This is a genomic window from Nocardiopsis sp. RV163 (genome assembly GCF_001029525.1).
Taxonomy (GTDB): domain Bacteria; phylum Actinomycetota; class Actinomycetes; order Streptosporangiales; family Streptosporangiaceae; genus Nocardiopsis; species Nocardiopsis dassonvillei.
Genome location: NZ_LEKI01000039.1, coordinates 14,298 through 38,247 on the forward strand (window position 1 = coordinate 14,298; position 23,950 = coordinate 38,247).

The following is a 23,950-nucleotide window of genomic DNA, read 5'->3' on the forward strand; positions in this document are numbered from 1 at the left end:
GCTCCCGCCGTGCCGTCCCTACCGGGCCGCGCGTGCGGGGCCGCGGCGGGCGAAGCCCGGTATGTGCTCGGGGCGCAGGCCCTTGCCGATGAGGTAGGCGGGCACGAACGACAGCCAGGGCGCGCGGTCCAGGGCCGCCAGCACGGGCTGGGGCGGTCCCTGCCGCTCACCCCGGATGATCGGTTCGGCCAGCCCCCGGTGCATGAGGCGCTGGAGCGCCTGGACGGCTACCGTCGGCAGTATCCGCCGCCTGCGCACCGAGGCCAGGTCGCGTGAGGTGAGTGAGCGCCCCTTCAACGGCCGGGCCAGCAGCGTCGCGGCGGCCACGGCGTCCTGCACGGCGAGGTTGATCCCCACGCCTCCGAGGGGGGACATGGCGTGGGCCGCGTCGCCTATGCATAGCAGGCCCTCCACGTGCCAGCGGCGCAGCCGGTTGACCCGCACGTCCAGGTGCTTGACCTCGTCCATGGACCGCAGGGCCCCCACCCGGTCGGCCAGCTCCGGCATGAGTTCGGCGAGGTCGCGCCGGAAGGCCCCGATCCCGCGTGCGCGCAGCTCGCGGTCGGCTCCCTTGGGTCCGATGTAGGCGATCTGGAGGTAGCCCTCGCGCGGGATGACCACGGCGAACCTGCCCGGGGCCGCGCGCGGCGTCAGGGTCGCGCGGTCCCCCTTCTCGCGGAGCAGGCGGAACCACCACGCGTCGATCCCCACCGGGAACTCCCGGGACACCAGGCCCGTCTCGCGGCGGGCCAGCGACCACCGACCGTCGCAGGCCACCGTCAGGTCGGCGCGGATCTCCCCGCCGCCGTCGAGGTCCCGGTAGCGCACGCCCGCCACCCGGCCGGCCTCGTGCAGCAGCCCCGTCACCTCGGTGTCCATCCGCAGCGTGAAGGCCGCCTCCCCGCCCCCCGCCTCGGCGACGAGGTTGAGGAAGTCCCACTGCGGGACCATCGCGATGTAGGGGTGGGCGAGCCCCCGCAGCCTGCGGAAGTCGGCGATGGTCACCGTGCGGCCCCCGCCAAGCGGGAAGACCACCTCGTCCAGCCTGCTCTGCGGCAGCCGGGCGAACCGCTCGTACAGGCCCAGCTCCTCCAACAGCTCCAGGGTGGAGGGGTGCACGGTGTCCCCGCGGAAGTCCCGCAGGAAATCGGCGTGCTTCTCCAGCACGGTGACCCCGACACCGGCCCTGGCCAGCAGCAGGCCCAGCACCATTCCGGCGGGGCCGCCGCCGACGATCACGCAGGTCGTGTGCTCGCTCGTTCGTTCACTCATGGCAACTCCGCTCACTCAGGGCGATTCCGGTGACGTGTCGGCGATGTTCGGATCGGTCGCGACGGCGCGCAGGAAGGACTCGGCCAGCACCGCGCCGACGTCCCCGATCGGGGGAAACGCGATCTCCTCCACCTTGTCCAGCGCCGGGCGCAGCATGCAGTGCACGACGATCGGGGCGAGCATCTGCTGGGCCAGCAGGGGGACCGGCAGGTCGCGGACGCGGCCCGCGGCCACCTCCGCGGCCAGCCACCCGCCCAGCCCGGCGAGCATGCGAGGGAAGAAGAGCCGGACGAACATGTCGGAGGTGGGCCCCTCGGGGCGGGCCAAGACATCGGCGAAAATGGCGGGCAGCACCCGGGGTTCGCGGCTGAAGGCGTCGCCCATCAGGCGGTAGACGGTCCGGACCCGGTCGGCCAGGTCCCCCTCCGGTTCGCTGAGTACCGCCTCCAGGTCCAGGATCGGGCTGTAGCGCTCGAAGACCGCGCGCAGCAGCTCGTCCCGCCCGCCGAAGGCCGCGTACAGGCTGTGCACCGAGCACCCGGCGGAGGCGGCTACAGCCTCCAGGGTCGCCGCGGCCAGTCCCTGTCCGCTGATGAGGCCGCCCGCCGCCTCGACCGCGCGGTCCCGGACGGGGCGCTGCCCTCCCGGGTCCACGCCCGAGGCGCGTACCGCCTCGTCCAGGGCCCGGCGCGAACCCCCCACGCGGCGCAGGAGGGTGCTGCGGGAGATCCCGGCCTCCTCCGCGATGGCGATCAGGGGCACGTCGGCCACGTCCTTTCCGAGGTTCTCCGAGGCGCGGACCGCCGCGCTCACGAGGTCGGCCGGAATCCGTGGACTGTTGAACTCTGACATCATGGCAAAGGTAACATGTAATCGAGTGTCAGAAAAGGGTGGAGCCCCGTCGCCCCCGCAGCGCCGGAGCCGTGCGCACGCCGCCACCGGCCGCGCGGGCAAGGACGCGTCGCCGGACCCCGTCGGGCGGACGTGCCCTAGTGTTGGCCGCTGGGGGGAGGTCCCGTGCGCGAGGACCGGTGCGGACACCGGCGGCCGCCGCCCTCGCCCCGCCGGTCGAGCGGCCGGTCCGACGCCGACAGGGAGGCAGAGAGAAGTGAGCGGCCGGTGCTGAGACTGCGCGGTCGGGAGTACGACGCGGACACGACGCTGGTCATGGCGATCGTCAACCGCACCCCCGACTCCTTCTACGACAGCGGTGCCACCTGGGACGACGGTCCCGCCTTCGAACGCGTGCGCAGGGTCGTGGCCGAGGGCGCCGACATCGTGGACATCGGCGGCGTCACCGCGGGCTACGGCCGACCGGTCGGCGCCGACGAGGAGAAGCGCCGCGTGGTCGACTTCGTGGCCGCCGTCCGCGCCCAGTTCCCCCGGCTGGTGATCAGCGTGGACACCTGGCGCGCGTCCGTGGGCCGGGCGGTGTGCGAGGCGGGCGCGGACCTGCTCAACGACGCCTGGGGCGGGTACGACCCGGAGTTGGCCGAGGTCGCCGCCGAGTTCGACGCCGCCCTGGTGTGCACCCACACCGGCGGCACGGCGCCGCGCACCCCGCCGCACCGCGCGCGCTACGAGGACGTGGTGCGCTCGGCCGTCGAGGACACGGTCGCCCTGGCCGAGCGCGCGGTCTCCCTCGGCGTGCACCCGGCGTCGGCGATCATCGACCCCGCGCACGACTTCGGCAAGAACACCTGGCACTCGCTGGAGCTGACCCGGCGCCTGGACGAGATGACCGCCACCGGCCGACCGGTCCTGGTGTCAGTGTCGAACAAGAACTTCGTCGGCGAGACCCTGGACCTTCCCGTCGGCGAGCGCCTGACCGGCACGCTCGCCGCGACCGCGGTGTGCGCCTGGCACGGGGCGCAGGTCTACCGCGTGCACGAGGTGGCCCAGACGCGGCAGACGCTGGACATGGTCGCCAGCATCCGCGGGGTCCGTCCCCCCGCGCGGGCCGTCCGGGGACTGGTGTGAGGGAGGAGAAAGAGTGATCGTCGCGACCGCCGTCTGTCCGCACCCGCCGCTGCTCCTGCGCGAGCTCGGCGGCGGCCTGGACCCGCTGGCCGAACTGCGCGGGGAGTGCGCTTCGGCGGTGGAGGCCCTGGCCGAGGCCGAACCGGACGTCCTCGTCGTCGTCGGCGGGCACGACGTCTCGGCGGAGCACACCGAGGCGCTCGTGCCGGTCCGCGAGTTCGGCGGAACGGGGGAGCGGGTGCCCCGTGAGCGGACGCTGCCGCCCAGCCTGGGCGTGGCCCGGCGCCTGCTCGACGACGTCGGCTACCGGGGCCGCGTGGAGATGCTCGCCGTGGCCTGGGACGCCTCCGCCGCCGAGGTGGAGGATCTGGGGCGGCGGATCGCCGCCCGCACCGGACGGATCGGCCTGCTCGTCTTGGGTGACGGCAGCGCCCGGCGCGGCGACAGGGCCCTCGTGCTCCCGGACGAGCGGGCCTTCGCCTTCGACGAGGAGGTCCGCCGCTGCCTGTCCGAGGGGGACTGGCGGGGACTCGCCCGGATGGACCCGGCCCCGGCCGCCGAACTGATGGCGCAGGGCCGGGCCGCGCTCCAGGTCATGGCGCACGCGCTCACCGCCGACGCAGACGACGGCCGCGGCGGCGGACCGGCGCGGCCGCGGGTGCTCTACGCCGACGACCCGTTCGGGGTCATGTACTTCGTGGCGGTGTGGCCGTGCGACTGCTGATGAACGACGCCGTCCCCGGCGCAGCCTCCCCGGGCGAGGTCCTGGACGCCTTCGCCCTGGAACGGCTCTACGCCTACCCCGACCGGCCCTGCCTGCGCGCCAACATGGTCGCCAGCCTGGACGGGGCCGCGGCCGGGAACGACGGCCGCACCGAAGCCCTCAACACCCCCGCCGACCTGGTGGTGTTCACGCTCCTGCGCGACCTGGCCGACGTGGTCCTGGTCGGCGCCGGAACCGCGCGCGAGGCGGGCTACCGCAGGACGGGCCCGCGCACCGGCGACCGGGCCGCCCGCGCCGTCGCCCAGGGCCGCTCCGACCGGGCCGAGATCGCCGTGGTCAGCGGCAGCGGACGGCTCCCGCCGCTGCTGGCCGAGCCGACCGGGGACGGCGGCGGGGTGCTGCTGGTGACCTGCGCGGCGGCCGGGGAGGAGGTTCTGGACCGGGCGCGCCTCAGCCTGGGCGAGGACCGCGTGCTGGTGTGCGGGCGCGAGCGCGTGGACCTGCGCGCGGCGGTCGGGGCCCTGGTGCGGCGCGGCCTGCCCCGGATCCTGTGCGAGGGAGGGCCCCGGCTGCTGGCCGACGTGGCCGCGGCCGGTCTGCTGGACGAGATGTGCCTGACGGTCGTCCCGCTGATGGCCGGGGGGGTCCAGCAGCGCGTCGCGGTCGGTGCGGCGGCCGACGCGCCGCTCGTGCCCGGCGTGCTCATCGAGTCCGAGGGCACCCTGCTCCAGCGCTGGCTGCGCCCGCCGGGCTGACCGCCCGGCCGGGGCGCGGCCGCCCGGTCACCGGTGCTTCCCGCTGTCGGCCGGCACCGCGCCGCCCCCGGAGGGGGCTCCGGCCACCTCCGCGCCCGCCAGCGGGGCCAGCACGAAGTCGGCCAGCGGGAACGCGTGCTCGTCCACGTGCTCGCGGGCGCGTTCGCGCTGGCCCGGGCCCATGGTCAGCGCGTGCACCAGGACCGTCCCGTACAGCGCCTCGGTGAAGGGCGCGGTGTCGGTGCCCGGCGCCAGCTCGCCGCGTTCGACGGCCCTGCGCACCATGTCCGCCATCCCTTCGCGGTGCACGCGCACCAGCCGTTCCTGGAGGCCCACGAAGGTCTCCATCCCGGTGGTGGCGTCCACGGCCACGCGCAGGGTGACCCAGCCCGACGGGGCCAGGAAGTGGCCGAGCAGGGCGGAGGCCAGCGCGCGTGTGTCGCCGCGCAGGCTGCCGGTGTCGGCCGCGGCGGGCGGCCGTGTGTGCTGCTCGATGGCGTCGGCGAGCAGGCGTTCCTTGGTCGGCCAGCGCCGGTACAGGGCGGCCTTGCCCACCCCCGCCCGGCGGGCCACCGCGTCCAGGGTGAACGCGGCCCAACCCGCCCTGCCGTACTCGGCCAGCGCCGCCGCCATCGCCCGCGGCGTCAGGCTGGGGTCGCGCGTGCGCCCCCGCCCGGTTCTCGGCGGTGTCGTCCTCGTGGCCCTCCGTGTTCGCTCACCCATGGGGCACGTTATGCCCAGGTAACGGCAGATGAAAATCCGCGCTTGCGCCGCCCCGGGAGTTCGCGGGCCGGGACCGGCGCCGTCCGCACGCCCCCGGCCCCGCCCGCCGTCGGGTCCGTCCGCGGTCCGGTCGGCCCGTGCCCGCCGGTCACGGCGTCCGGCGCACCGCCCGGTCCTCGGCGATCGCCAGCATCTGCTCCTGGCGCCTCTCCACGGCGGGCCGCTCCGGTTCGGCCACGCGGCGCAGCTCCCCGGCGCGGCCCCGCCGGCCGGCCAGGGCCACCGCCGCCGACCGCCGCATGCCCAGCGCCCCGCCCTCGGAGGCCAGCGTCGCGCGCACCCGGCGCCGGTAGGCGTGCCGGATGGTGAAGTACACGGCCATCGTGGTCAGGAAGACCGTCGCGACCTTGGACACGACGCCGCCGAATCCGCCGAACAGCGGTGAGTCCAGCAGCCAGTGCAGCGCCATCGCCAGGACCACCAGCAGGACGGCGGCCACGGCCCCGCGCCTGCCGGGCCGCCACGCCACCGCCGCCAGCAGGCCCACGGCCGTGCCCGCGACCGCCGACATCGCCCAGTGCGAGCCCAGCCCGGTCAGGACCAGCCGCACCAGGGTCGTCTGCACCACCGGCACCAGTCCGCCTGTGCCGCCCGCTTGGACGATCGCGTTCATCGAGTAGACGAAGTTCTCCGTCACCTCGAAGCCCAGGCCCACCAGGGACCCGATCACGAACCCGTCCACCGGGCCGCGCAGAGCGGCGGGGAAGGCGACAGCCACCAGCACGATCCCGGCCAGCTTGAGCACCTCCTCGTTGAGCGGGGCGGTCATGGCCGCCCCCCAGACATCGGAGAAGGGCAGCCCCAGGCTCTTGGACCAGATCGAGCCCAGGCCCGCGTTGGCCACGACCCCGCCCGCCGTCGCGGCGGTCAGACCCCAGACCACCGCGGCCACGGAGGCGTCCATGGCGGGATCGCGCACCGGGCGGATGCGGCGCAGCACCCAGAACCCGAAGGCCAGCGTCACCAGCCCCAGGAACACCGCCAGCGCCGCCTCGGAGAAGAAGACGCGCACCGGCCCGGCGAACCGCGCCGCCAGGTATCCCAGCCCCGCCGCGCACAGCACCCCGATCAGGACGAGGGCGGCCAGCGCGGGAAGCCGCTGCCCGCGGGCGTGCCCGCCCCGGGGCGGCCCCTTCCACGCGTGCAGGGGCTCGGAGTCCTCCTGGCGGGCGCGGCGCGGCGAGGGCACGGAGCCCCGGTCGGTCGCGGCCGGACGGTCCTCGGGTTCGGGGTTCACGAGCCCTCCCGGGTGAAGGAGACCGAGCGCACGACATCGGCGACCGCGCTGAGGTCGGCCGGGGTGGCCTCGCGCCCGGCCAGGGTCATCTCCACGGCAAGCTGTCCGTCGGGGGAGGGGTAGACCACCGCGGAGCCGTCCCCCTCCCGGCTCTCCAGGGCCCCGGCGAGCCCCTCGACGCCGCCCCGGGTGGAGATGGCCTCGGGGGCGCCCAGCCTCGCCGTCGCCTCACCGGCGCGCACGATCCGACCCAGGCCCGCCCACAGCTCCTCCAGGCTGGGCGGCGGCGAGGTCACGGGGGTGACCGAACTGAGCGTCAGCTCCACGGGCCCCCGGTTGAAGCGGTAGATCTGCCCGGCCTGGCTGGAACCGGTGTTGAGGTGCCAGCCCTCCTGGGGGAAGGTGAGGGAGGCCCGGTAGCCGCCCGCGGACCCCACGGGCACCGGTTCGCCGGAGGGGACGGACTCCGAGCCGGGCAGGAGCGCGTTGACCAGGGGCCAGGCCACCACCAGCAGCGCGACCGCCGCCGCGGCCACGCCCAGTGGCACCCAGTTGCTGCGGGGGTCGCGCCGCCGTGCGCGCGCTTCCTCCCCGGTCGCCTCCGCCATGGCGTTCCCCCCTCGTCGCCCACGGTGATGTCCCGTCACGGCAAGCGAAACATCCGAGAGTGCGTGCGTTGGTGAAGCGAAGTCGACTTGGCACACGTTTACGGTGATTTCACCAATTCGGGGGATCAGTGCGGGGGCGCGGTGACCGTCCGGGAACGCTCAGAGGCCGGTGGGCATCAGGCCCCCGTTCCACTCGACGGCGTCGGACAGCGCCGCCAGCAGGTCCATGCCGGTACCTGTGAGGTCGGCGTGGGCGCGGTGCAGGTTGAGCACGATGCGCTCGGCGTCGCCCCAGTCGCGGAACCCGCCCAAGTCGCAGGCCCTGGCGTTCTCCAGCGGTGTGAGCCCCCGGACGACCCCGTTCCTTGCGGTCTCCAGCACGAACCTGTAGTAGCGCTCGTGGTCGCCCAGGACCGCGTCCAGGTCGGCGGCGCCCAGCAGAGGGCCGTGCCCGGGGACCACGTGCTCGGGCCCGAACGCGTGCAGCCAATCCAGCGAGCGCAGCGCGCCCTCCAGCGAACCCGTGAACACCAGCGGGGTCAGCCCGTGGAAGACCAGGTCGCCGGTGAACAGCACCCGCTCCTCGGGCAGCCAGGCCACCACGTCGCCGGGGGTGTGCGCCGTGTGGCCGGGGTGGCGCAGTTCCACGCGCCGCCCGCCGGTGTGGACGGTCAGCTCCCGGTCGAACACGATCGACGGCGGGCGCCGGGTGACCTCCCCCCAGTCCGGCGGGGGAGACCAGAACGGCGGACAGGCGTCCATGATCGGGTCGTGCGCGAGCGCCTCGCGCATGGCGGCCTGCCCGATGAGCACGGCGGACTCGGGCAGCAGGCTGTTGCCGTGGGTGTGGTCGCCGTGGTGGTGGGTGTTGACCGCCCACCGGACCGGCGCGCCGCCGGTGGCGCGCGCCAGGGCGTCGAGGAACGCGCGGGTGCGTGCCTCGTTCGCGCAGGTGTCCACCACCAGGAGCCCGTCGTCCCCGGCGACGGCTCCCGCGTTGTTGACCCACCAGGTGCCGTCCGGCTGCACCCAGGCGTACACGCCGTCCACGACCTCGGTCAGGCTCGCCGCCTCCGGCCCGGTCGGTGCGGTCCGTTCCATGGGAGTCCTCCCTCGCGCTCGGGTTCGGAAGAGGGGAGTGGAGAGCGTACAGCGCCCCCGCGCTCACTCCTCCGCGGTGCCGGTCCCGGGCTGGACGACGTGTCCCGCCGCCTCCAGACCCGACGTGGCCGCCGCCACGAACACCGCCACGCTCGCGTGCCTGCGGCGGGGCGGCCACACCACCGACGTGCGCCACGCCAGCGGGCTTCCCTCCAGCGGTGACCACACCAGCCCCTCGGGCAGTCCGCCCAGCGGGTGCTCGTTGAGGTGCACGCCCCGCCCGGCCAGCACCAGCCCGTTGACGAAGTGCGGGTTGCGCGCGTGCCGGATCGCGCCCGGCCGAAACCCCTCCGACCTGCACGCCGACATGATCTGGTCGTAGAGCATCGGCGCCATCGCGCGCGGGAAGACCACCAGCGCCATCCCGTTGAGGTCGCGCAGCCGCACCGGCCCGCCCGCCGCCAGACGGTGTTCGGCGGGCAGCAGCACCCCCAGCCTGCGGCTGGCCACCGGGCCCGACTCCAGCCCGGTGGTGTCGGAGGGGTGGCGCACCATCCCCACGTCCAGTTCGCCCTCGCGCAGCGCGGCCAACTGCTCGTCCGTGGTCAGCTCGTGCAGGTCCACCAGGACGTCGGGCGCCAGGCGGGCCAGTTCGGCGGTCAGCGTGCGCAGCGTGACCGCCATGGTGTCCGGCGGAATCCCGGCGCGCAGTATCCCGCTCCGCCCCGGGCGGATGCGCCGCATGGCCTCGCGCGCGGACTCGGCGCTCTCCAGCACCGGCCGCGCGTGCTCCAGCAGCAGCGCCCCGGCCTCGGTAAGCCGCACCTGGTTGCGCCCACGGTCGAACAGCCGCACACCCAGTTCACGCTCCAGGTCGCGGATGCGCTGGGACAGCGGGGGCTGGGCCATGTGCAGGCGGGCGGCGGCCCGGCCGAAGTGCAGCTCCTCGGCCAGCACCGTGAAGTAGCGCAGGTGGCGCAGTTCCATGCGGCGACCCTACCGGCCATATCAATGCGATATCGCGTGAGGTCGCAACTGGTGTTGGACGCCGGAGCCGACGGACTGTTCTCATGGCGTTCACCGGAAGGACGAGCCGGCCTCCTCCCCGCCCCCGGCACGGGGCCCCACGTCCCCGGCACCCCGGCGAACACGACGGTGTACGCCTACCACCCTTGCTTGTGAACATGTGAAAGGACTCGACGTGTCCGACGAACTCGTCCTGGCGCACCGCGAACCCCTCACCGAGGGCCACACGACCGTCATCACCCTCAACCGTCCCGCCAAGCTCAACGCCTGGACCTCGGCCATGCGGGCCCGCCTCGTCGAGCTCTTCGCCGAGGCCGGGGCCGACCCCGACTGCCGCGCGGTCGTCCTCACCGGCGCCGGAGACGCCTTCTGCGCCGGTCAGGACCTCGCCGAGACCCGGGCCATCGACCCCGGGGACCACGCCGCCGCCCAGGCCTGGATCGACGAGTTCGACGTCCTCTACCGGGCCCTGCGCGGCATCGACAAGCCCACCGTGGCCGCCGTCAACGGCGTCGCCGCCGGGTCTGGCTTCCAGTTCGCGCTCCTGGCCGACCTGCGCGTGGGCCACCCCGGCGTCCGCATGGGCCAGCCCGAGGTCCGCTCCGGCATCCCCAGCGTCACCGGCATCTGGGCCATGTGGGACGTCCTCGGCAAGGCGCGCACCATCGAGTTCACCCTCACCGGGGACCTGGTCGACGGCGCCGAGGCGCACCGCCTGGGCCTGCTCACCCGCCTCGTCCCCGAACGCGGGGACGTGCTCCCCGCGGCCCTAGACCTCGCCGCCTCCCTGGCCTCCCTGCCCCCCGGCGCCGTCGCGCTCACCAAGGCCCGTCTGCGCGAGATCGACGACGCCGCCCTCACCGACGCCGTCGCCGCCGCCAAGGACGTCCACACCCGGGCCTACGCGAGCGGTGAGCCCCAACGCGAGATGGAGCGGTTCCTGGCCAAGCGCCGCTGAACCGCCGCTCCACCGCCAAGCCACAGCAGGAACAGGGGAACCACCCGATGACCACCACCGGAACCGAGGCCGCCGCCTCCCAGACCCCCGGCCCGGACGCGCTCGCCGAGGGGGAGCGCCTCTACCGCCGACTGCGCTCCGAGCAGCGCTGGGAGGTGCCAGAGCGGTACAACATGGCCGTCGACGTCGCCGACCACCACCCCGGGGACCGTGTCGCCCTCGTCTTCGAGGACCACACCGGGCGCCGCGACGAGGTCACCTGGGACCGCGTCCGCGACCGGGCGGCCCGCGTCGCCGCCCACCTGCACGCCCTGGGCGTGCGCGAGGGCGACCGCGTCGCGGTCCTGCTGCCCCAGCGCCCCGACACCCCCGCCACCTACCTGGGCGTGCTGCGCACCGGCGCCGTCCTGGTCACCATGTCCCTGCTGTGGGCCGACGACCCCATCGCCTACCGGATCGCCGACTCCGGCAGCACCGTCCTGATCACCGAGGACGCCGCCCTGGAGCGCGCAGAGGGGGCCGTCCGCGCCGCCCGCGCCTCCCACGGGTTCGACGCCGACGTCCGCGTCGTGAGCGTGGACGACCCGGCCGTGGCCGCCCGCGAGCCCCGCCACGAGGCCGCCGACACCGCCGCCGACGACCCCGCCCTCATCTTCTACACCTCCGGGACCACCGGCGCGGCCAAGGGCATCGTGCACGCCCACCGCACCCTGCTGGGCCACAACGAGTTCCGCTACTGCCACGACCTGCGCCCCGGCGACGTGTTCTACGGGGCGGGCGACTGGGCCTGGTCCATGGCCAAGCTCATGGGCCCGCTGCGCGCCGGGGCCACCCACCTGGTCCACCGGCCCCGCGCGGGCTTCGACCCCGAGGGGCTGCTCGCCGCGATGGCGCGCAACCGGGTCACCACCGCCCTGGTCAACCCCACCCTGCTGCGCAAGCTCCGCGCCGAGGTGCCCGACGCAGGACGCCGCCACCCCCAGTCCCTGCGAGTGGTGTGCTGCTCCAACGAGCCGCTGACCACCGACCTCATCACCTGGTTCCGGGAGCAGTTCGGCGTCACCCCGTTCGACTACTACGGGTCCACCGAGTCCTACCCCCTGCTCGGGAACATGCCCGGAATCCCGGTCAAACCCGGCTCGGTGGGCCGTCCGCTGCCCGGCTGGGACGTCGTCCTGCTGGACGCCCAAGACCGCGAGGTATCCGACGGGGAACCCGGGGAGATCTGCCTGCGCGCCCGCAGCAACCCGCAGTTCCCGCTGGGCTACTGGAACCGGCCCGAGGCCTCCGCCGAGACCTTCGGCGGCACCTGGTACCGCACCAAGGACCAGGCCACCCGCGACGCAGACGGCTACTTCTGGGTCCTGGGCCGCACCGACGACGTGATCAAGACCTCCGGCTACCGGGTCGGACCCTACGAGGTCGAGTCGGCCCTGCGCCAGCACCCGGCCGTCGCCGACGCCGGAGTCGTGGGACTGCCCGACCCGCTGCGCGGACAGGTCGTCAAGGCCTGGATCGAACTCGCCGACGGACACGAGCCGAGCGAGGAGCTCGCCGACCGGATCCGCGCCTTCGCCCGCGAGCACTACTCCCGCTTCGCCTACCCGCGCCTGATCGCCTTCGAGGAGCGCCTGCCCCGCTCCGCCACCGGCAAGGTCCAGCGCGCCGAGCTGCGTCGGCGCGACACGACCTGACGTCCGTGCGGTGGCGGCGGGGGCCGCCACCGCACCCGGCCGAGCCCGACCACCCCGGCGGGCCGCCCCCTCTCTTGTCCCCCCTACCATCGAATCCGGGCCAGGCCCGGACCAGTGAGAAAGAGGAGTTCGGGTACGGTGCTCAACGACCCCAAAGCCCCCGCGACCCCGCCTGAGGACATCGGCCGCGTCCGCCGCCGCGTCACCGTCGCCACCGCCATCGGCAACTTCGTGGAGTGGTTCGACTCCGGCGCCTACGCCGTCATGTCGGCGACCATCGCGGTGCTGTTCTTCCCCAACTACGACCCCGCCGCCGCACTGCTGGCGACCTGGGCGATCTTCGCCGCCGGGTTCATCGCCCGGCCCCTGGGCGCCCTGTTCTTCGGCCACTACGGCGACCGCATCGGCCGCAACCGCGCACTGGCGCTGAGCGTGCTGTGCATGAGCGGGGCCACCCTCGCCATCGGCCTGCTGCCCACCTACGCCGCGATCGGTCTGGCCGCGCCCCTGCTGCTCCTGCTCATGCGCGCCGTCCAGGGCTTCTCCACCGGCGGCGAGTACACCGGGGCCTCCTCCTTCATCATGGAGTACGCCCCCGAGGGCCGCCGCGCCCGCTACGCCAGCGCCGTCCCCATCACCGTGGGCGTGGCCGCCGTCGTCGGCTCGGGCGTGGGCGTGCTGCTCACCGGAACCCTCAGCGAGGAGGCCCTGATGTCGTGGGGCTGGCGGGTGCCGTTCCTGATCGCCGGGCCGCTGGGCGCCATCGGCCTGTACCTGCGCTCCCGGCTCGACGACACCCCCGTCTTCCGCGAGATGGCCCGGGAGGACAACACCACCCGAAGCCCGCTGCGCGAGGCATTCCGCGTCTCCGGCCGCCAGATGTTCACGCTCTTCGGCTACAGCATCACCAACGCCGTCGGCTACTACTTCATGAGCTCGTACATGATCAGCTACATGTCGGAGTCGCTGGACTACACCAAGACCCAGGCGCTGACGACCAGCGTGGTCGCGATGCTGGCCTACACGCTGATGTGCCCGCTCATGGCCAGGGCCAGCGACCGGTTCGGGCGCCGCCCCATGCTGATGGCCGCCTGCGCCGGGTTCGTGCTGCTGACCTACCCCGCGTTCCAGCTCATGGGCACCGGGCTGGCCGGGGCGATGCTGGGCACCTCCGCGCTGGCCGCGCTCGTGGCGGTGATCGGCACTTCCAACGTGCCGATGATGGTGGAGATGTTCCCCGCCCACCTGCGCGCCAGCGGGTCGGCGGTCGGCTACACCACCGCCTACGTGCTCTTCGGCGGCACGGCCCCGTTCGTGGCCACCTGGCTGGTCGCCACCTCCGGCAGCGCCCTGACCCCGGCGTTCTACCTCGTCGGAGTCGCCGCGCTCAGCCTCCTGGTGGTGCTCACCCTGGTCCGCGAGACCCGGCACCTGTCCCTGCACCGCACCACGCTGGACTGACCCGCCCCCGGGGACGCCCGCGAAGCCACGCGGGCGTCCCCGGGGGAGGAGGTTCCCGGCCTCGGCGCGGACCGGCTGGTAGTTTCGCCGCATGCGCGAACGGCTGACGAACCTGGAACCACGCCTGCACGACGCGCTGGCGGCGTGGGGCATCCACGCGACCGAGATCGACCACGTCCCCCTGGGCTACGGCGACCACCACTGGAGCGTCACCGACACCGCGGGCCGCCGCTGGTTCACCACCGTGGCCGACCTCGCCCACAAGTCCTTCCTCGGCCCGGACCCGGCCGCCGTACGGCGGCGCCTCACCCGGGCCATGGACACCGCCGCCCGGCTGCACGACGAGGAGGGGCTCGGGTTCGTCGTCGCGCCCCTGCGCACCCCGGGCGGGGACACCGTCGTACCGGTCGGCGACGGGTACGCGCTCAGCGTCTTCCCGCGCGTTGTCGGCCAGTCCGGCGACTTCGGCCAGGAGCTGACCGACGACCGGCGGGCCAGGCTCCTGGACACCCTCGCCCAGCTGCACCGCAGCGCACCGGGCGACGCGCCCGCCGTCGAGACCCGCCTCCCCGGGCAGGACCGGCTCGCCGCGCTCTTGGACCGCCCCGCCGCCGTCGGCGACGCGGGACCCCACGCCGCGCCCACCGCCGACCTGCTCGCCGAGCACGCCCCGGTGCTGCGCGAGCGCCTGGCCGAGTCCGACCGAGGCGCGGCCGCCCTGGAGGGCGCGCCGGCGGTGCTCACCCACGGCGAACCCCACCCGGGCAACCTGCTGTGGCACGGCGACCGGCCGCTGCTGGTCGACTGGGACACCGTCGGCCTGTCCGCCCCCGAGCGCGACCTGTGGCTGGTCACCGACGACCCCGCCGAACTGGACCGCTACGCCCGGGCCAGCGGCCACGAGCCCGACCGCGCACTGATGGACCTGTACCGGCTGCGCTGGGACCTGCGGGACGTGGTCGAGTTCGTCGACTGGTTCCGCGCGCCCCACGAGGGCGGCCCCGACACCTCCCAGGCGTGGCGGGACCTGGTCCGCGTCGTCGAACGCCTCGGCGCGGGGGAGCGGTCCCACGCCCGCTGACGCCGCCCGGATCCGGCGGCCCGGCGGGTCGCGTCCCGCCCGCACGGTTTGCGGTCGGTAGCATCTCCGTGACTATTGGTGACCGGAAAAGACCTGTCGTCGGCGCGGCCGGGCCGGAACCGGCCGGCCGGGAACGCCACGGACCCGACCAGCTGTTGGAGCGATATGAACCTGCCCCTGAGCACCCGCGACCTGCCGCTGCGCGTCGTCACGGGGGCGTTCGTCCTCAACTCCGGGCTGGAGAAGCGCGGCGCCGACGAGGAGGCCGCGCAGGGTCTGCACGGGATGGCGGCGGGGACCTACCCCTTCCTCAAGGACGTGGACCCGGTCGCCTTCTCCCGGCTGCTGTCGGCCGGTGAGATCGCCCTGGGCGCCGCCCTGCTGGTCCCCGTCGTGCCGAGCCGCGTCGCGGGCGCGGGCCTGACCGCGTTCGCCGCCGGCCTGCTCGGCCTGTACCTGCGCACCCCGGGCATGCGGCGCCCCCAGAGCCTGCGCCCGACCGAACAGGGGCTGCCCCTGTCCAAGGACGCGTGGCTGCTGGGGGCGGGGCTCAGCCTCCTGCTGGGCGGCGACACCGGGCGGGAGCCCTCCCGCGGCCCCCGGAGGTGCCGCCGCTGACGGTCGGGCCGACGCCGCTTGCGGGGTTCAGCTCCCGGTGCTCACCGGTTGGTCTCGACGGCGGGCACGAACACCCGCAGGGCCGCGTGCCGCTTGGTGAAGACCACCGTCCGCGAGCCCTCCACGACCTCGCCGTCCACGGCCAGCAGCCTGGGCTCGCCCGGGATGGTCAGCGTCAGCCCCGTGGTCAGCCGCTCGGAGTAGCCCTCGCCGTGCGCGAACTTGCCCAGCAGCACGTCCGCGAGGGCGCGCAGCCTCGGGAAGGGCGCCCGCGCGGTGAGCACCCGCACGTCCAGCCGCCCGTCGTCCAGGCGCTCACGCAGCGCGGGCACCCGGCCGTGCGTGCGGTACTGGCAGTTGCCGACGAACGCCCACCACACCTTGGCGGGCTGGCCGTCCACCACCGCCGAGGTCGGGCTCACCTCCCGCAGGTCCCGCCACAGGGCCAGCGCGAACGCGGGCCACTTGCCGATCCGGTCGGCCCACTTGTCGCGCCGGTCCACCATGCGCGGGTAGGAGCCGAAGGAGGACGTGTTGAGGAAGATCCGGCCGTCCACCTCGCCCACGTCCACCCGGGCCAGCCGTCCGTCGTCGAAGGCGCGCAGCGCGACGTCCACCGAGGACAGCCCGAGCGTGCGGGCGAAGTTGTTGAGGGTTCCGTCCGGCAGCACCAGCAGCGGACGGTCGTGGGCCAGCGCCGCCTGCGCCCCGGCGTTGACGGTGCCGTCGCCGCCCGCCACCGCGAGCACGTCGCTGGTGCGCGCGGCCTGGTCCATGACCCCGACCACGTCGTCCTCGGCCGACAGGGGGACGATCCGAGCCTTGGGCAGCGCCCGCGCCACCCTGCTCGTGACGTCGGCCGCGGTCAGCCCGGGCACCGTGCCCGAGGCCGAGCGCGGGTTGACGACCACCGTGACCCCGGAGCCCTCGCGGTCCACTTCGGCCTCCCCGTCGGTGACGGTGCGCGCGCCGAAGACCAGTTCGGGCCGGGGCGGCACCGCCGTCCGGGCGAGCAGGGCGGCGCCGCACCCGATGGCCACCCCGGCGAGCACGTCGCCGGGGTAGTGGACGCCGCTGTGCACGCGTGAGAAGGCGACCCCGCCCGCCAGGAGGGCGACCAGCCCGGCCAGGGGCTTGGGCGCGTCTGTCATGACCCCGGCCGCGTAGGCCGCGGCCGCGGCGGTGTGCCCGGAGGGGAAGGAGGTGCTGGGGTAGGAGCGGTAGGGGCTGCGCGCGGCCGGGACGGCCGAGTTGTCCGGACGGGTGCGCCCCGAGATCTGCTTGATCCCCGCGGAGACCAGGTTGGCGGTGCCCGCGGCCAGCATCGCGCGCAGCGCGGTGCGCCGCAGCCTGGGGCCGCCGGTGGCGGCGAGGGTGGCCGACATCAGGAACCACGGCGCCATGTTGTCCGTCGCCTGCACGAACTTGGGCGTGTAGGCGTCCAGGGACGCGGTCCCCAACCCCGTCACGTGGTCGTAGACCTTCTTGTCAGCCCGTTGTAGTCGACTCATAAGGCTCATTGCCCCAGATTGGGCAAAGTCCCGCCAGATGTCCATAAGGGCGCGCCCGCCGGAGGGCCTTCAGTGTGTTGATGACATCACACACGATATCGGTTTTGGCCGGACGCGGACGCTGGTCCGTCGGAGCGGCCGGGCTTGGGGCGCGGTCGAAGCCGGGGCGTTCGCCCCCCGTCCGCCGGGTCCGCCCGTGCGGCGCCCGGACGGGGCCCGCCGACCGCTTCGACGGCCCCGCCCCCGGCGGAACCGCCCCGGTCCTCACCTCCCCTCTTTCGAGACCTTTTCGTGATTTTGCGGACCAATCCGCCTGGTTCCCGGTACCGAATCACTTCCGCCACACAACCACCGGAAGTGAAGAGGACGCATTGGGTACAGGGCAGCACACCCTCCGTCGGCGCAGAGTCGCGGTCATCGGCTCCGGCGTCTCCGGACTGACGGCGGCGCACGTCCTGCACCGGGACGACGACGTCACCCTGTTCGAGGCCGACGACCGCCTGGGCGGACACGCCCACACCCACCGGATCGGCGGCGGTCCGGGCGGCGAGCTGGGGGTCGACAGCGGCTTCATCGTGCACAACAGGCGTACCTACCCCCACCTGCTGCGCCTGTTCGACGAACTCGGCGTGCACACCCAGCCCACCGAGATGAGCATGTCGGTCAGTTGTCGGGGCTGCGGCCTGGAGTACGCGGGCGCGCGCGGCATGCGGGCCATGCTCCCCAACCGGTCCCGGCGCAGCCCCGCCTACCTGCGCATGCTCACCGAGATCCCCCGCTTCCACCGGGCAGCCCGGCGCCTGCTCGCCGCGACCCCTCCCCCCGGCGCGGCCGAGCCCACCCTCGGCGCCTTCGTCCGCCACCACCGGTTCACGCCCTACACGGTCGCGCACTTCCTGCTCCCGCTGGTGTCGGCGGTGTGGTCCTGCCCGCCCGGCACCGCCACCGACTACCCCGCCCGCTACCTGTTCTCCTTCCTGGCCAACCACGGCATGCTCAGCGTGTGGGGTTCGCCCCGCTGGCGCACCGTCACCGGCGGCTCGCACGCCTACGTCGAGCGCGTCGCCAAGAACCTGCACGCGGTGCGCACCGGCACCCCGGTCACCTCGCTGGCCCGCACGGCCCGGGGGGTGCTCCTGCGCGCCGGGGGAGAGCCCCTGGAGTTCGACGCCGCGGTCGTGGCCACCCACGCCGACCAGGCCCTCGCCCTGCTCGCCGACCCCACCGACGCCGAGCGCGAGGTCCTCGGCGCCTTCGGCTACTCGCGCAACCGCACCCTGCTGCACACCGACGCCTCCGTCCTGCCCGCCGACCGCGACGTCTGGGCCAGTTGGAACCACCGCCTGGCCTCCTGCGAGCCCGACACCGAGCCCGTGCGGGTGAGCTACCACATGAACCGCCTCCAGCGCCTGGACGCCGACGAGCAGTACGTGGTCACCCTCAACGGAGCCGACGAGGTCGACCCCGACCGGGTCGTGGCCGCCATGGACTACGCGCACCCCGTCTACACCCCCGCCTCCCTGGCCGCGCAGCGGCGGCTGCCCGAGCTCAGCGACCGGGTCGTCGCCTTCGCCGGGGCCCACCACGGGTGGGGCTTCCACGAGGACGGGTGCCGCTCGGGCGTCCGGGCCGCCGCGAGCCTGGGGGTGCGCTGGTGACGCCCTCCCCGGCGCCCGCGCTGTACGAGGCCACCGTCCGCCACGTCCGCTCCGAACCCGTCCGCAACGCCTTCGCCTACGGCACCTACTACTGGCTGGTGGACCTGGACGACCCGCCGCGCCTGCGCTGGCCGCTGCGCGCACTGGCGGGGTTCCGCGCGAAGGACCACGCCGTGGACGGCGACCGCTCACCGGCCGCCACCCGCACCTCACCCGAAGCCGGTGCCCCGGCCGACACCCGTGTCCCGACCGGTACCGGGGCCGCGCGCCGCGACCGCGCCGACGGCTGGGCCCGGGAGCTGCGCGCCGACATCGACGCCCTCCTGGCAGAGCACGGCGTGGACCTCGACGGCGGCCGGGTGCTCATGCTCGCCCACGCCCGCGTCCTGGGCCACGTCTTCAACCCCCTGACCGTCTACTGGTGCCACCACCGCGACGGCCGCCTCAGCCGCGTCGTCGCCGAGGTCCACAACACCTACGGCCAGCGCCACCGCTACGTCCTGGACGTGGACGGCCGCGGCCGGGCCGAGGCGGACAAGGCCATGTACGTCTCCCCGTTCAACGCGGTGGACGGCCGCTACCGCCTCAGCCTCCCCGAGCCCGGTGAACGCCTCGCGCTCACCGTCGCCCTGCACCGCGACGGGCGCCCGCCCCTCACCGCCTCGGTACACGGCCTCCGACGCCCCGCCACCACCGCGTCCCTGCTGCTCAGGGCGCTGCGCCACCCCCTAGCGCCGCTGGTCGGCGCGCTGCGCATCCGGCGCCAGGGCATCGGCCTCTACCTGCGCGGGCTGCCCGTCCAGCCTCGCGGGCACACGCACACACCAGCGACCGAACGGAAGACCAGGACACGGCCATGACCACGACCAGCCCCCACACCCGACCGCCCCTGGACGCACGGCGCTGGCCCGACGTGGCCAGGGTGCCCGGCGGACGCCTGCGCGCGGCCGTCGCCCGAGCCATAGTCCGCCACGCCACCGCGCGCTCGGGCGTGCGCGTGCGCACCGGCTCCGCCGCGCCCAGCGCCGACGACGGCGCGCCCGTCCTGGAGCTGCGCGACCCCGACGCCTTCCACCGCCGTCTGGCCGCGGGCGGCCTCATCGGCTTCGGCGAGTCCTACATGGCCGGGGAGTGGGACTCGCCCGACATCGTCGCCCTGCTCACCCGCCTGGCCGCGGACTACGAGAACCTCGTGCCGCGCCCCCTCCAACCCCTGCGCCACGTCACCCTGCCCCGAAGGCCCGCCTCGGACCGCAACACCCGCGCCGGGTCCAGACGCCACATCAGCCACCACTACGACCTGTCCAACGACCTGTTCGGTCTCTTCCTCGACCGGACGATGACCTACTCCTCCGCGCTGTTCGAGGACGGGGAGGCCCGCGACCGCGACACCCTGCCCCGCGCCCAGGAGCGCAAGATCGACCGCCTCCTGGACGCCGCGGGCGTGGCCGAGGGCGTCGAACTGCTGGAGATCGGCACCGGCTGGGGCGAGCTGGCCGTGCGCGCCGCCCGCCGCGGTGCCCGCGTCACCACCGTCACCCTCTCCGCCGAGCAGCGCGACCTGGCCGTCGAACGCGTCGCCGCCGCCGGGCTCTCCGACCTTGTCGACGTCCGCCTGTGCGACTACCGCGACGTCACCGGAACCTACGACGCCGTGGTCAGCGTGGAGATGATCGAGGCCGTGGGCGAGCGCTACTGGCCCGCCTACTTCGCCGCCCTGGACAGGCTCGTGCGCCCCGGCGGACGCGTGGGCCTCCAGAGCATCACCATGGAGCACGCCCTGATGCGCGCCTCGCGCGGCTCCTACACCTGGATGCACAAGTACGTCTTCCCCGGCGGACTCATCCCCTCGGTCACCGCCGTCGAGGAGCGGTTGCGGGCGGGCACCTCGCTGCGCGTCGTCGACCGGCTGTCCTTCGGCCGCGACTACGCCGACACCCTGCGCGTGTGGCGCGAGAACTTCACCGACGCCGCCGAACGGGTGGAGGCCCTCGGCTTCGACGCCACCTTCCGCCGCATGTGGTCCTTCTACCTCGCCTACTGCGAGGCCGGATTCCTGTCCGGAATCATCGACGTCGAGCAGATCACCATGGAGAAAGCCCGATGAGCACAACCGCGACCCCCGCCAGCCCCCGGGGAGCCGCCCACTTCCTCGCGCCCCTGGCCGCCGGGCTGTTCAACGGCGTGCTCCCCGTCCGGCTGCGCGCCTGGGACGGCAGCGAGGCCGGTCCCGCCGACGCCCCGCTGGCGGTGCTGCGCGACCGCGACGCCCTGCGCCACATCCTGGCCCGCCCCGGCGAGCTGGGCCTGGCCCGCGCCTACGTCACCGGATCGCTGGACGTGGAGGGCGACCTCACCGACGCCCTGAGCCGGGTGTGGTCCAGCGTGCGCGAGAACGGCACCTCGCTGCCCGGCCCCGCCGAGTGGGCCCGCGCGGCCCGCACCCTGCTGGCCCTGGGCGTGGTGGGCGCCCCGCCGCCCGCCCCGCCGACCGAGGCGCGCCTGCGCGGACGCCTCCACTCCAGCGAGCGCGACGCCGCGGCCGTCTCCCACCACTACGACGCCGGGAACGACCTGTACGAGCTGCTCCTGGACGAGTCCATGGCCTACTCGTGCGCCTACTGGACCAGCGAAGACCCCGGCTACACCCTCGCCGACGCCCAGCGCGACAAGCTCGACCTGATCTGCCGCGAACTGCGCTTGGTCGAGGGGGACCGCCTGCTCGACGTGGGGTGCGGCTGGGGATCGCTCACCCTGCACGCCGCCCGCCACCACGGCGCGCGCGTCACCGCCGTCACCCTCTCCGCGCGCCAGCGCGACCACGTCGCGGCCCGCGTCCGCGATGAGGGCCTGTCCGACCTGGTCGAGGTGCGCCTCCAGCACTACCGCGACGTCACCGACGGCGGCTTCGACGCCGTGGCCGCCATCGAGATGGGCGAGCACGTGGGCCGCGACGAGTACGCGCCCTTCGCCCGCCGCCTGTACGACCGGCTGCGCCCCGGCGGGCGCCTTCTGGTCCAGCAGATGTCGCGGCGCGGCGCCCAGCCGGGAGGCGGCCCCTTCATCGAGCGCTACATCGCCCCCGACATGCACATGCGCCCCCTGGGCGAGACGGTCGGGCTGCTGGAGGACGCCGGACTGGAGGTGCGCGGCGTGCGGGCCATGCGCGAGCACTACGTGCGCACCGCCCGCGCCTGGTTGGAGGTGCTGGAGCGCCGCTTCGACGACCTGGTCGCCCTGGCCGGCCCCGAGGCCGCCCGCGTGTGGCGGCTCTACCTGGCCGGGGGCGCGCTCGCCTTCGAGGAGGGGCGCATGGGCGTGGACCAGATCACGGCCGTGCGCGCCGACCTCGCCGGGAGCCGCTGATGGACGCCTCCGCGCTCGCCGCCACCCTCGGCCTGTCCGCCCTGGCCGTGCTGGCGCTCATGCTCGCGACCTTCGCCCTCGCACTGCGCCTGGGCAGGCACAGCGTGGTGGACGCGGCCTGGGGGCTCGGGTTCACCGCCGCGGCGGCGGTCGGCGCCCTGACCGCCTCGGGCGATCCCGCCCGCGCCTGGCTGCTGGCCGGGCTCACCGCCGTGTGGGGCCTGCGCCTGGCCGTGCACATCGGGCTGCGCTCCCGGGGCAAGGGCGAGGACCCCCGCTACGAGCGCCTGCTGGCCGGGGCGCCCGGGAACCGGAACGCCTACGCCCTGCGTGTGGTCTACCTGCTCCAGGGATTCCTGGTGTGGCTGGTCGCCGTGCCGGTCCAGGCGGCGGTGCACACCGACGCGCCCCTCCTCGGCTCCCCGCAGGTGTGGCTTGCCGCCGCAGGTACGGCCGTGTGGCTGGTGGGGTTCGTGTTCGAGACGGTGGGCGACGCCCAGTTGGCCCGGTTCAAGCGCGACCCCGCCAACAGCGGGCGGATCATGGACCGCGGCCTGTGGGCGTGGACCCGCCACCCCAACTACTTCGGCGACGCCTGCGTGTGGTGGGGGCTGTTCCTGGTCGCGCTGTCGGGGTCGTGGTGGGTGCTGCTCACCCTGCCCGCGCCCGTGGTGATGACCTTCCTGCTGACCCGGGGGTCGGGCCAGCGGCTGCTGGACGAGCACATGTCCGGGCGGCCCGGCTGGGCGGAGTACGCCCGGCGAACCAGCGCGTTCGTGCCGATGCCGCCCGGAAGGGGCTGAAGACCCCGGGCGCCGATTCCCGTCCCGGGGCCCTCACGGAAGGGGGGAGGGCCCCGGGACGGGCCGTCGGACGCATCCGCGCGGCGGACCGCGACGGGGTCCAACCGCGGGGCATCGCGCGACCGGGGCCGTTTCCGGCCGGCCCCCGGCGGGCGGTCCGCTAGGACGTCGTCTCGTGCGTCAGGCCCCAATCGACCCGGTTCAGGCTGCCGTCGCGCGCGAAGCGGACCCGTACCGTGTACAGCCCCATGAGGCCGCCCAGTTCGTCTGGGCCGAAGACGTCCAGGGGGCGCACGCCGTGGCGCTCGAAGTAGCCGAGGGCCATCGCCCGCACGGCCTCCCGCCTTCCCTCCTCCGGTACCAACGGATGCGTGAGGTCGGCGGCGCCCTCCAAGTCCCGGGAGGTGACCTGGGGGTCGGTGCCGGGAACCGGAATCCGCGTGTCGGTGACGGCCAGGTGGACCTGCCGCCCGTCGGATGCCCCCACAACCGTCCACGCCCGCGCGCCGTCGATGTCGGCCGCCGTGCGGGAGAGGATCTGCGCGACGCTACCGGGCAGGTGGTGGGCTGACAGGTCGGCGCTGTCGGCGTCCAGGTCCGCAGCGCCCCCCTCGCGCGCGGCCGAGCGCAGGACGGACGCGCCCTCGGACGCGGCCCACTCCCACAGGTCCCGCCCGGGGGTGAAACGGCCGACCTCACGGGCCTCCAGGTCCACGCACCCGGGGTAGCGGAGGACCCCGGAGGCGGAGTCCCATTCGGGCTCGGAGCCCGCAGGCCACCCCAGGTCCCTGAGGTACTCCTCCAGCGCGGCCTCCCGGCGCAGCGTGGCGCCGATCCTGGGCATCACGTGGGCCAGCACGCCCCGGGGTATCCGCCGGGCGCTCCCGGCATCGGCCGCGTCCTCCGTGGCCGCGGGCCCCCGATGAGCGGGCTCCTCCACCGGCGCCGCACCGCCCGGTCCGGTCACGAACACGGACTCGACGTTGTCGGAGTCGTCCAGTGCCACGGTGATCCGGTTGCCGCTGGGCAGCTCCAGGGTGTTGCGCCCCGCCGAACGCTCCACGGGCAGCCCGTGGTGCTCGGCGTAGCCCTCGACCACCGACGCGGCGTAACCCCGGCCCTCCAGGATTTCCGGGCCGGGGACCAGCATCGCGCCCAGACGCAGGAACTGCTCGGCGGTGGCGGTCCTGAACTGGTCCCCGGTAGTTGGACCGGCTAACTGAAGGTTAAGCCGCGAGGGCCTGAGCTCGGTACTGCACCGGGCTCAGGCCCTCAAGGTAGGTATGGACGCGTTCGTGGTTGAACCAGGCGATG

The 23,950-nt window shown here is 74.5% G+C and carries 23 protein-coding genes; 13 read left to right on the plus strand and 10 right to left on the minus strand.

Features of this window, described 5'->3' with window-relative positions; translation table 11 throughout:
* Positions 1–18 precede the first annotated feature (18 nt).
* Both ABD54_RS09835 and ABD54_RS09840 read right to left on the minus strand, forming a co-directional pair.
* Complete coding sequence (locus ABD54_RS09835; RefSeq protein ID WP_047869137.1) at positions 19–1,272, minus strand: FAD-dependent oxidoreductase; 1,254 nt, start codon at positions 1,270–1,272, stop codon at positions 19–21.
* 15 nt (positions 1,273–1,287) lie between these two features.
* Positions 1,288–2,127 carry a TetR/AcrR family transcriptional regulator gene (locus tag ABD54_RS09840; protein ID WP_047869138.1) on the minus strand — a complete coding sequence of 280 codons (840 nt, stop codon included), beginning with the start codon at positions 2,125–2,127 and terminating at the stop codon, positions 1,288–1,290.
* Between the two features lie 264 nt (positions 2,128–2,391).
* On the opposite strand from ABD54_RS09840, the gene folP reads away from it, so the two are divergent.
* From folP to ABD54_RS09855, 3 genes are read left to right on the plus strand one after another with little or no spacing between them, the layout of a single operon-like run.
* Positions 2,392–3,252, plus strand: coding sequence for a dihydropteroate synthase (gene folP, locus ABD54_RS09845; protein WP_047869139.1), 861 nt, complete (start codon positions 2,392–2,394; stop codon positions 3,250–3,252).
* Positions 3,253–3,265: 13 nt separating this feature from the next.
* On the plus strand, positions 3,266–3,976 hold the full coding sequence (locus tag ABD54_RS09850; RefSeq protein ID WP_047869140.1) for a hypothetical protein: 711 nt from the start codon (positions 3,266–3,268) through the stop codon (positions 3,974–3,976).
* A complete protein-coding gene (locus tag ABD54_RS09855; protein WP_082166762.1) occupies positions 3,958–4,731 on the plus strand; it encodes a pyrimidine reductase family protein in 774 nt (257 codons plus the stop codon). Before ABD54_RS09850 ends, ABD54_RS09855 begins: the two co-directional genes overlap by 19 nt.
* Before the next feature lie 27 nt (positions 4,732–4,758).
* Here ABD54_RS09855 and ABD54_RS09860 read toward each other — a convergent pair whose 3' ends face one another.
* The 5 genes from ABD54_RS09860 to ABD54_RS09880 form a co-directional block, all read right to left on the minus strand.
* A complete protein-coding gene (locus ABD54_RS09860; RefSeq protein WP_047869141.1) occupies positions 4,759–5,454 on the minus strand; it encodes a TetR/AcrR family transcriptional regulator in 696 nt (231 codons plus the stop codon).
* Between the two features lie 148 nt (positions 5,455–5,602).
* On the minus strand, positions 5,603–6,751 hold the full coding sequence (locus tag ABD54_RS09865; protein ID WP_047869142.1) for a PrsW family intramembrane metalloprotease: 1,149 nt from the start codon (positions 6,749–6,751) through the stop codon (positions 5,603–5,605).
* The gene (locus ABD54_RS09870) at positions 6,748–7,359 is read right to left on the minus strand and encodes a hypothetical protein (RefSeq protein ID WP_047869143.1); all 612 of its coding nucleotides are present in this window, start codon (positions 7,357–7,359) and stop codon (positions 6,748–6,750) included. The genes ABD54_RS09865 and ABD54_RS09870 overlap by 4 nt, the downstream gene beginning before the upstream one ends.
* Before the next feature lie 159 nt (positions 7,360–7,518).
* Complete coding sequence (locus tag ABD54_RS09875; protein ID WP_047869144.1) at positions 7,519–8,460, minus strand: MBL fold metallo-hydrolase; 942 nt, start codon at positions 8,458–8,460, stop codon at positions 7,519–7,521.
* Between the two features lie 63 nt (positions 8,461–8,523).
* A complete protein-coding gene (locus tag ABD54_RS09880; RefSeq protein ID WP_047869145.1) occupies positions 8,524–9,447 on the minus strand; it encodes a LysR substrate-binding domain-containing protein in 924 nt (307 codons plus the stop codon).
* A 214-nt stretch (positions 9,448–9,661) separates the two neighbouring features.
* On the opposite strand from ABD54_RS09880, the gene ABD54_RS09885 reads away from it, so the two are divergent.
* The 5 genes from ABD54_RS09885 (at position 9,662) to ABD54_RS09905 (ending at position 15,298) form a co-directional block, all read left to right on the plus strand.
* Positions 9,662–10,444: an enoyl-CoA hydratase/isomerase family protein gene (locus ABD54_RS09885; RefSeq protein ID WP_047869146.1), complete on the plus strand. Its 783-nt coding sequence runs from the start codon at positions 9,662–9,664 to the stop codon at positions 10,442–10,444.
* A gap of 47 nt (positions 10,445–10,491) precedes the next feature.
* Entirely contained in the window at positions 10,492–12,138 is a 1,647-nt protein-coding gene (locus tag ABD54_RS09890) for an acyl-CoA synthetase (RefSeq protein ID WP_047869147.1), read from the plus strand.
* Positions 12,139–12,276: 138 nt separating this feature from the next.
* Positions 12,277–13,599, plus strand: coding sequence for an MFS transporter (locus tag ABD54_RS09895; RefSeq protein ID WP_047869148.1), 1,323 nt, complete (start codon positions 12,277–12,279; stop codon positions 13,597–13,599).
* 91 nt (positions 13,600–13,690) lie between these two features.
* Positions 13,691–14,680, plus strand: coding sequence for an aminoglycoside phosphotransferase family protein (locus ABD54_RS09900; protein ID WP_047869149.1), 990 nt, complete (start codon positions 13,691–13,693; stop codon positions 14,678–14,680).
* Between the two features lie 165 nt (positions 14,681–14,845).
* A complete protein-coding gene (locus tag ABD54_RS09905) occupies positions 14,846–15,298 on the plus strand; it encodes a hypothetical protein (RefSeq protein ID WP_047869150.1) in 453 nt (150 codons plus the stop codon).
* A 41-nt stretch (positions 15,299–15,339) separates the two neighbouring features.
* Here ABD54_RS09905 and ABD54_RS09910 read toward each other — a convergent pair whose 3' ends face one another.
* Positions 15,340–16,809: a bifunctional phosphatase PAP2/diacylglycerol kinase family protein gene (locus tag ABD54_RS09910; protein ID WP_047869151.1), complete on the minus strand. Its 1,470-nt coding sequence runs from the start codon at positions 16,807–16,809 to the stop codon at positions 15,340–15,342.
* Positions 16,810–17,180: 371 nt separating this feature from the next.
* Between ABD54_RS09910 and ABD54_RS09915 the strand changes: the two genes are divergently transcribed.
* Genes ABD54_RS09915 through ABD54_RS09935 form a run of 5 tightly spaced genes read left to right on the plus strand, consistent with a single transcriptional unit; the run spans position 17,181 to position 22,636 of the window.
* On the plus strand, positions 17,181–18,467 hold the full coding sequence (locus ABD54_RS09915; RefSeq protein ID WP_047869152.1) for an NAD(P)/FAD-dependent oxidoreductase: 1,287 nt from the start codon (positions 17,181–17,183) through the stop codon (positions 18,465–18,467).
* Entirely contained in the window at positions 18,464–19,327 is an 864-nt protein-coding gene (locus tag ABD54_RS09920; RefSeq protein WP_082166763.1) for a DUF1365 domain-containing protein, read from the plus strand. The genes ABD54_RS09915 and ABD54_RS09920 overlap by 4 nt, the downstream gene beginning before the upstream one ends.
* The gene (locus ABD54_RS09925) at positions 19,324–20,574 is read left to right on the plus strand and encodes a cyclopropane-fatty-acyl-phospholipid synthase family protein (RefSeq protein WP_047869154.1); all 1,251 of its coding nucleotides are present in this window, start codon (positions 19,324–19,326) and stop codon (positions 20,572–20,574) included. The genes ABD54_RS09920 and ABD54_RS09925 overlap by 4 nt, the downstream gene beginning before the upstream one ends.
* Complete coding sequence (locus ABD54_RS09930; protein WP_047869155.1) at positions 20,571–21,833, plus strand: cyclopropane-fatty-acyl-phospholipid synthase family protein; 1,263 nt, start codon at positions 20,571–20,573, stop codon at positions 21,831–21,833. The genes ABD54_RS09925 and ABD54_RS09930 overlap by 4 nt, the downstream gene beginning before the upstream one ends.
* Entirely contained in the window at positions 21,833–22,636 is an 804-nt protein-coding gene (locus tag ABD54_RS09935) for a DUF1295 domain-containing protein (protein ID WP_047869156.1), read from the plus strand. Before ABD54_RS09930 ends, ABD54_RS09935 begins: the two co-directional genes overlap by 1 nt.
* A gap of 160 nt (positions 22,637–22,796) precedes the next feature.
* On the opposite strand, the gene ABD54_RS09940 is transcribed toward ABD54_RS09935, so the two are convergent.
* On the minus strand, positions 22,797–23,786 hold the full coding sequence (locus ABD54_RS09940) for a hypothetical protein (RefSeq protein ID WP_047869157.1): 990 nt from the start codon (positions 23,784–23,786) through the stop codon (positions 22,797–22,799).
* Between the two features lie 76 nt (positions 23,787–23,862).
* Complete coding sequence (locus ABD54_RS29585) at positions 23,863–23,949, minus strand: IS3 family transposase (protein WP_082166964.1); 87 nt, start codon at positions 23,947–23,949, stop codon at positions 23,863–23,865.
* Between the last annotated feature and the right edge of the window lies 1 nt (position 23,950).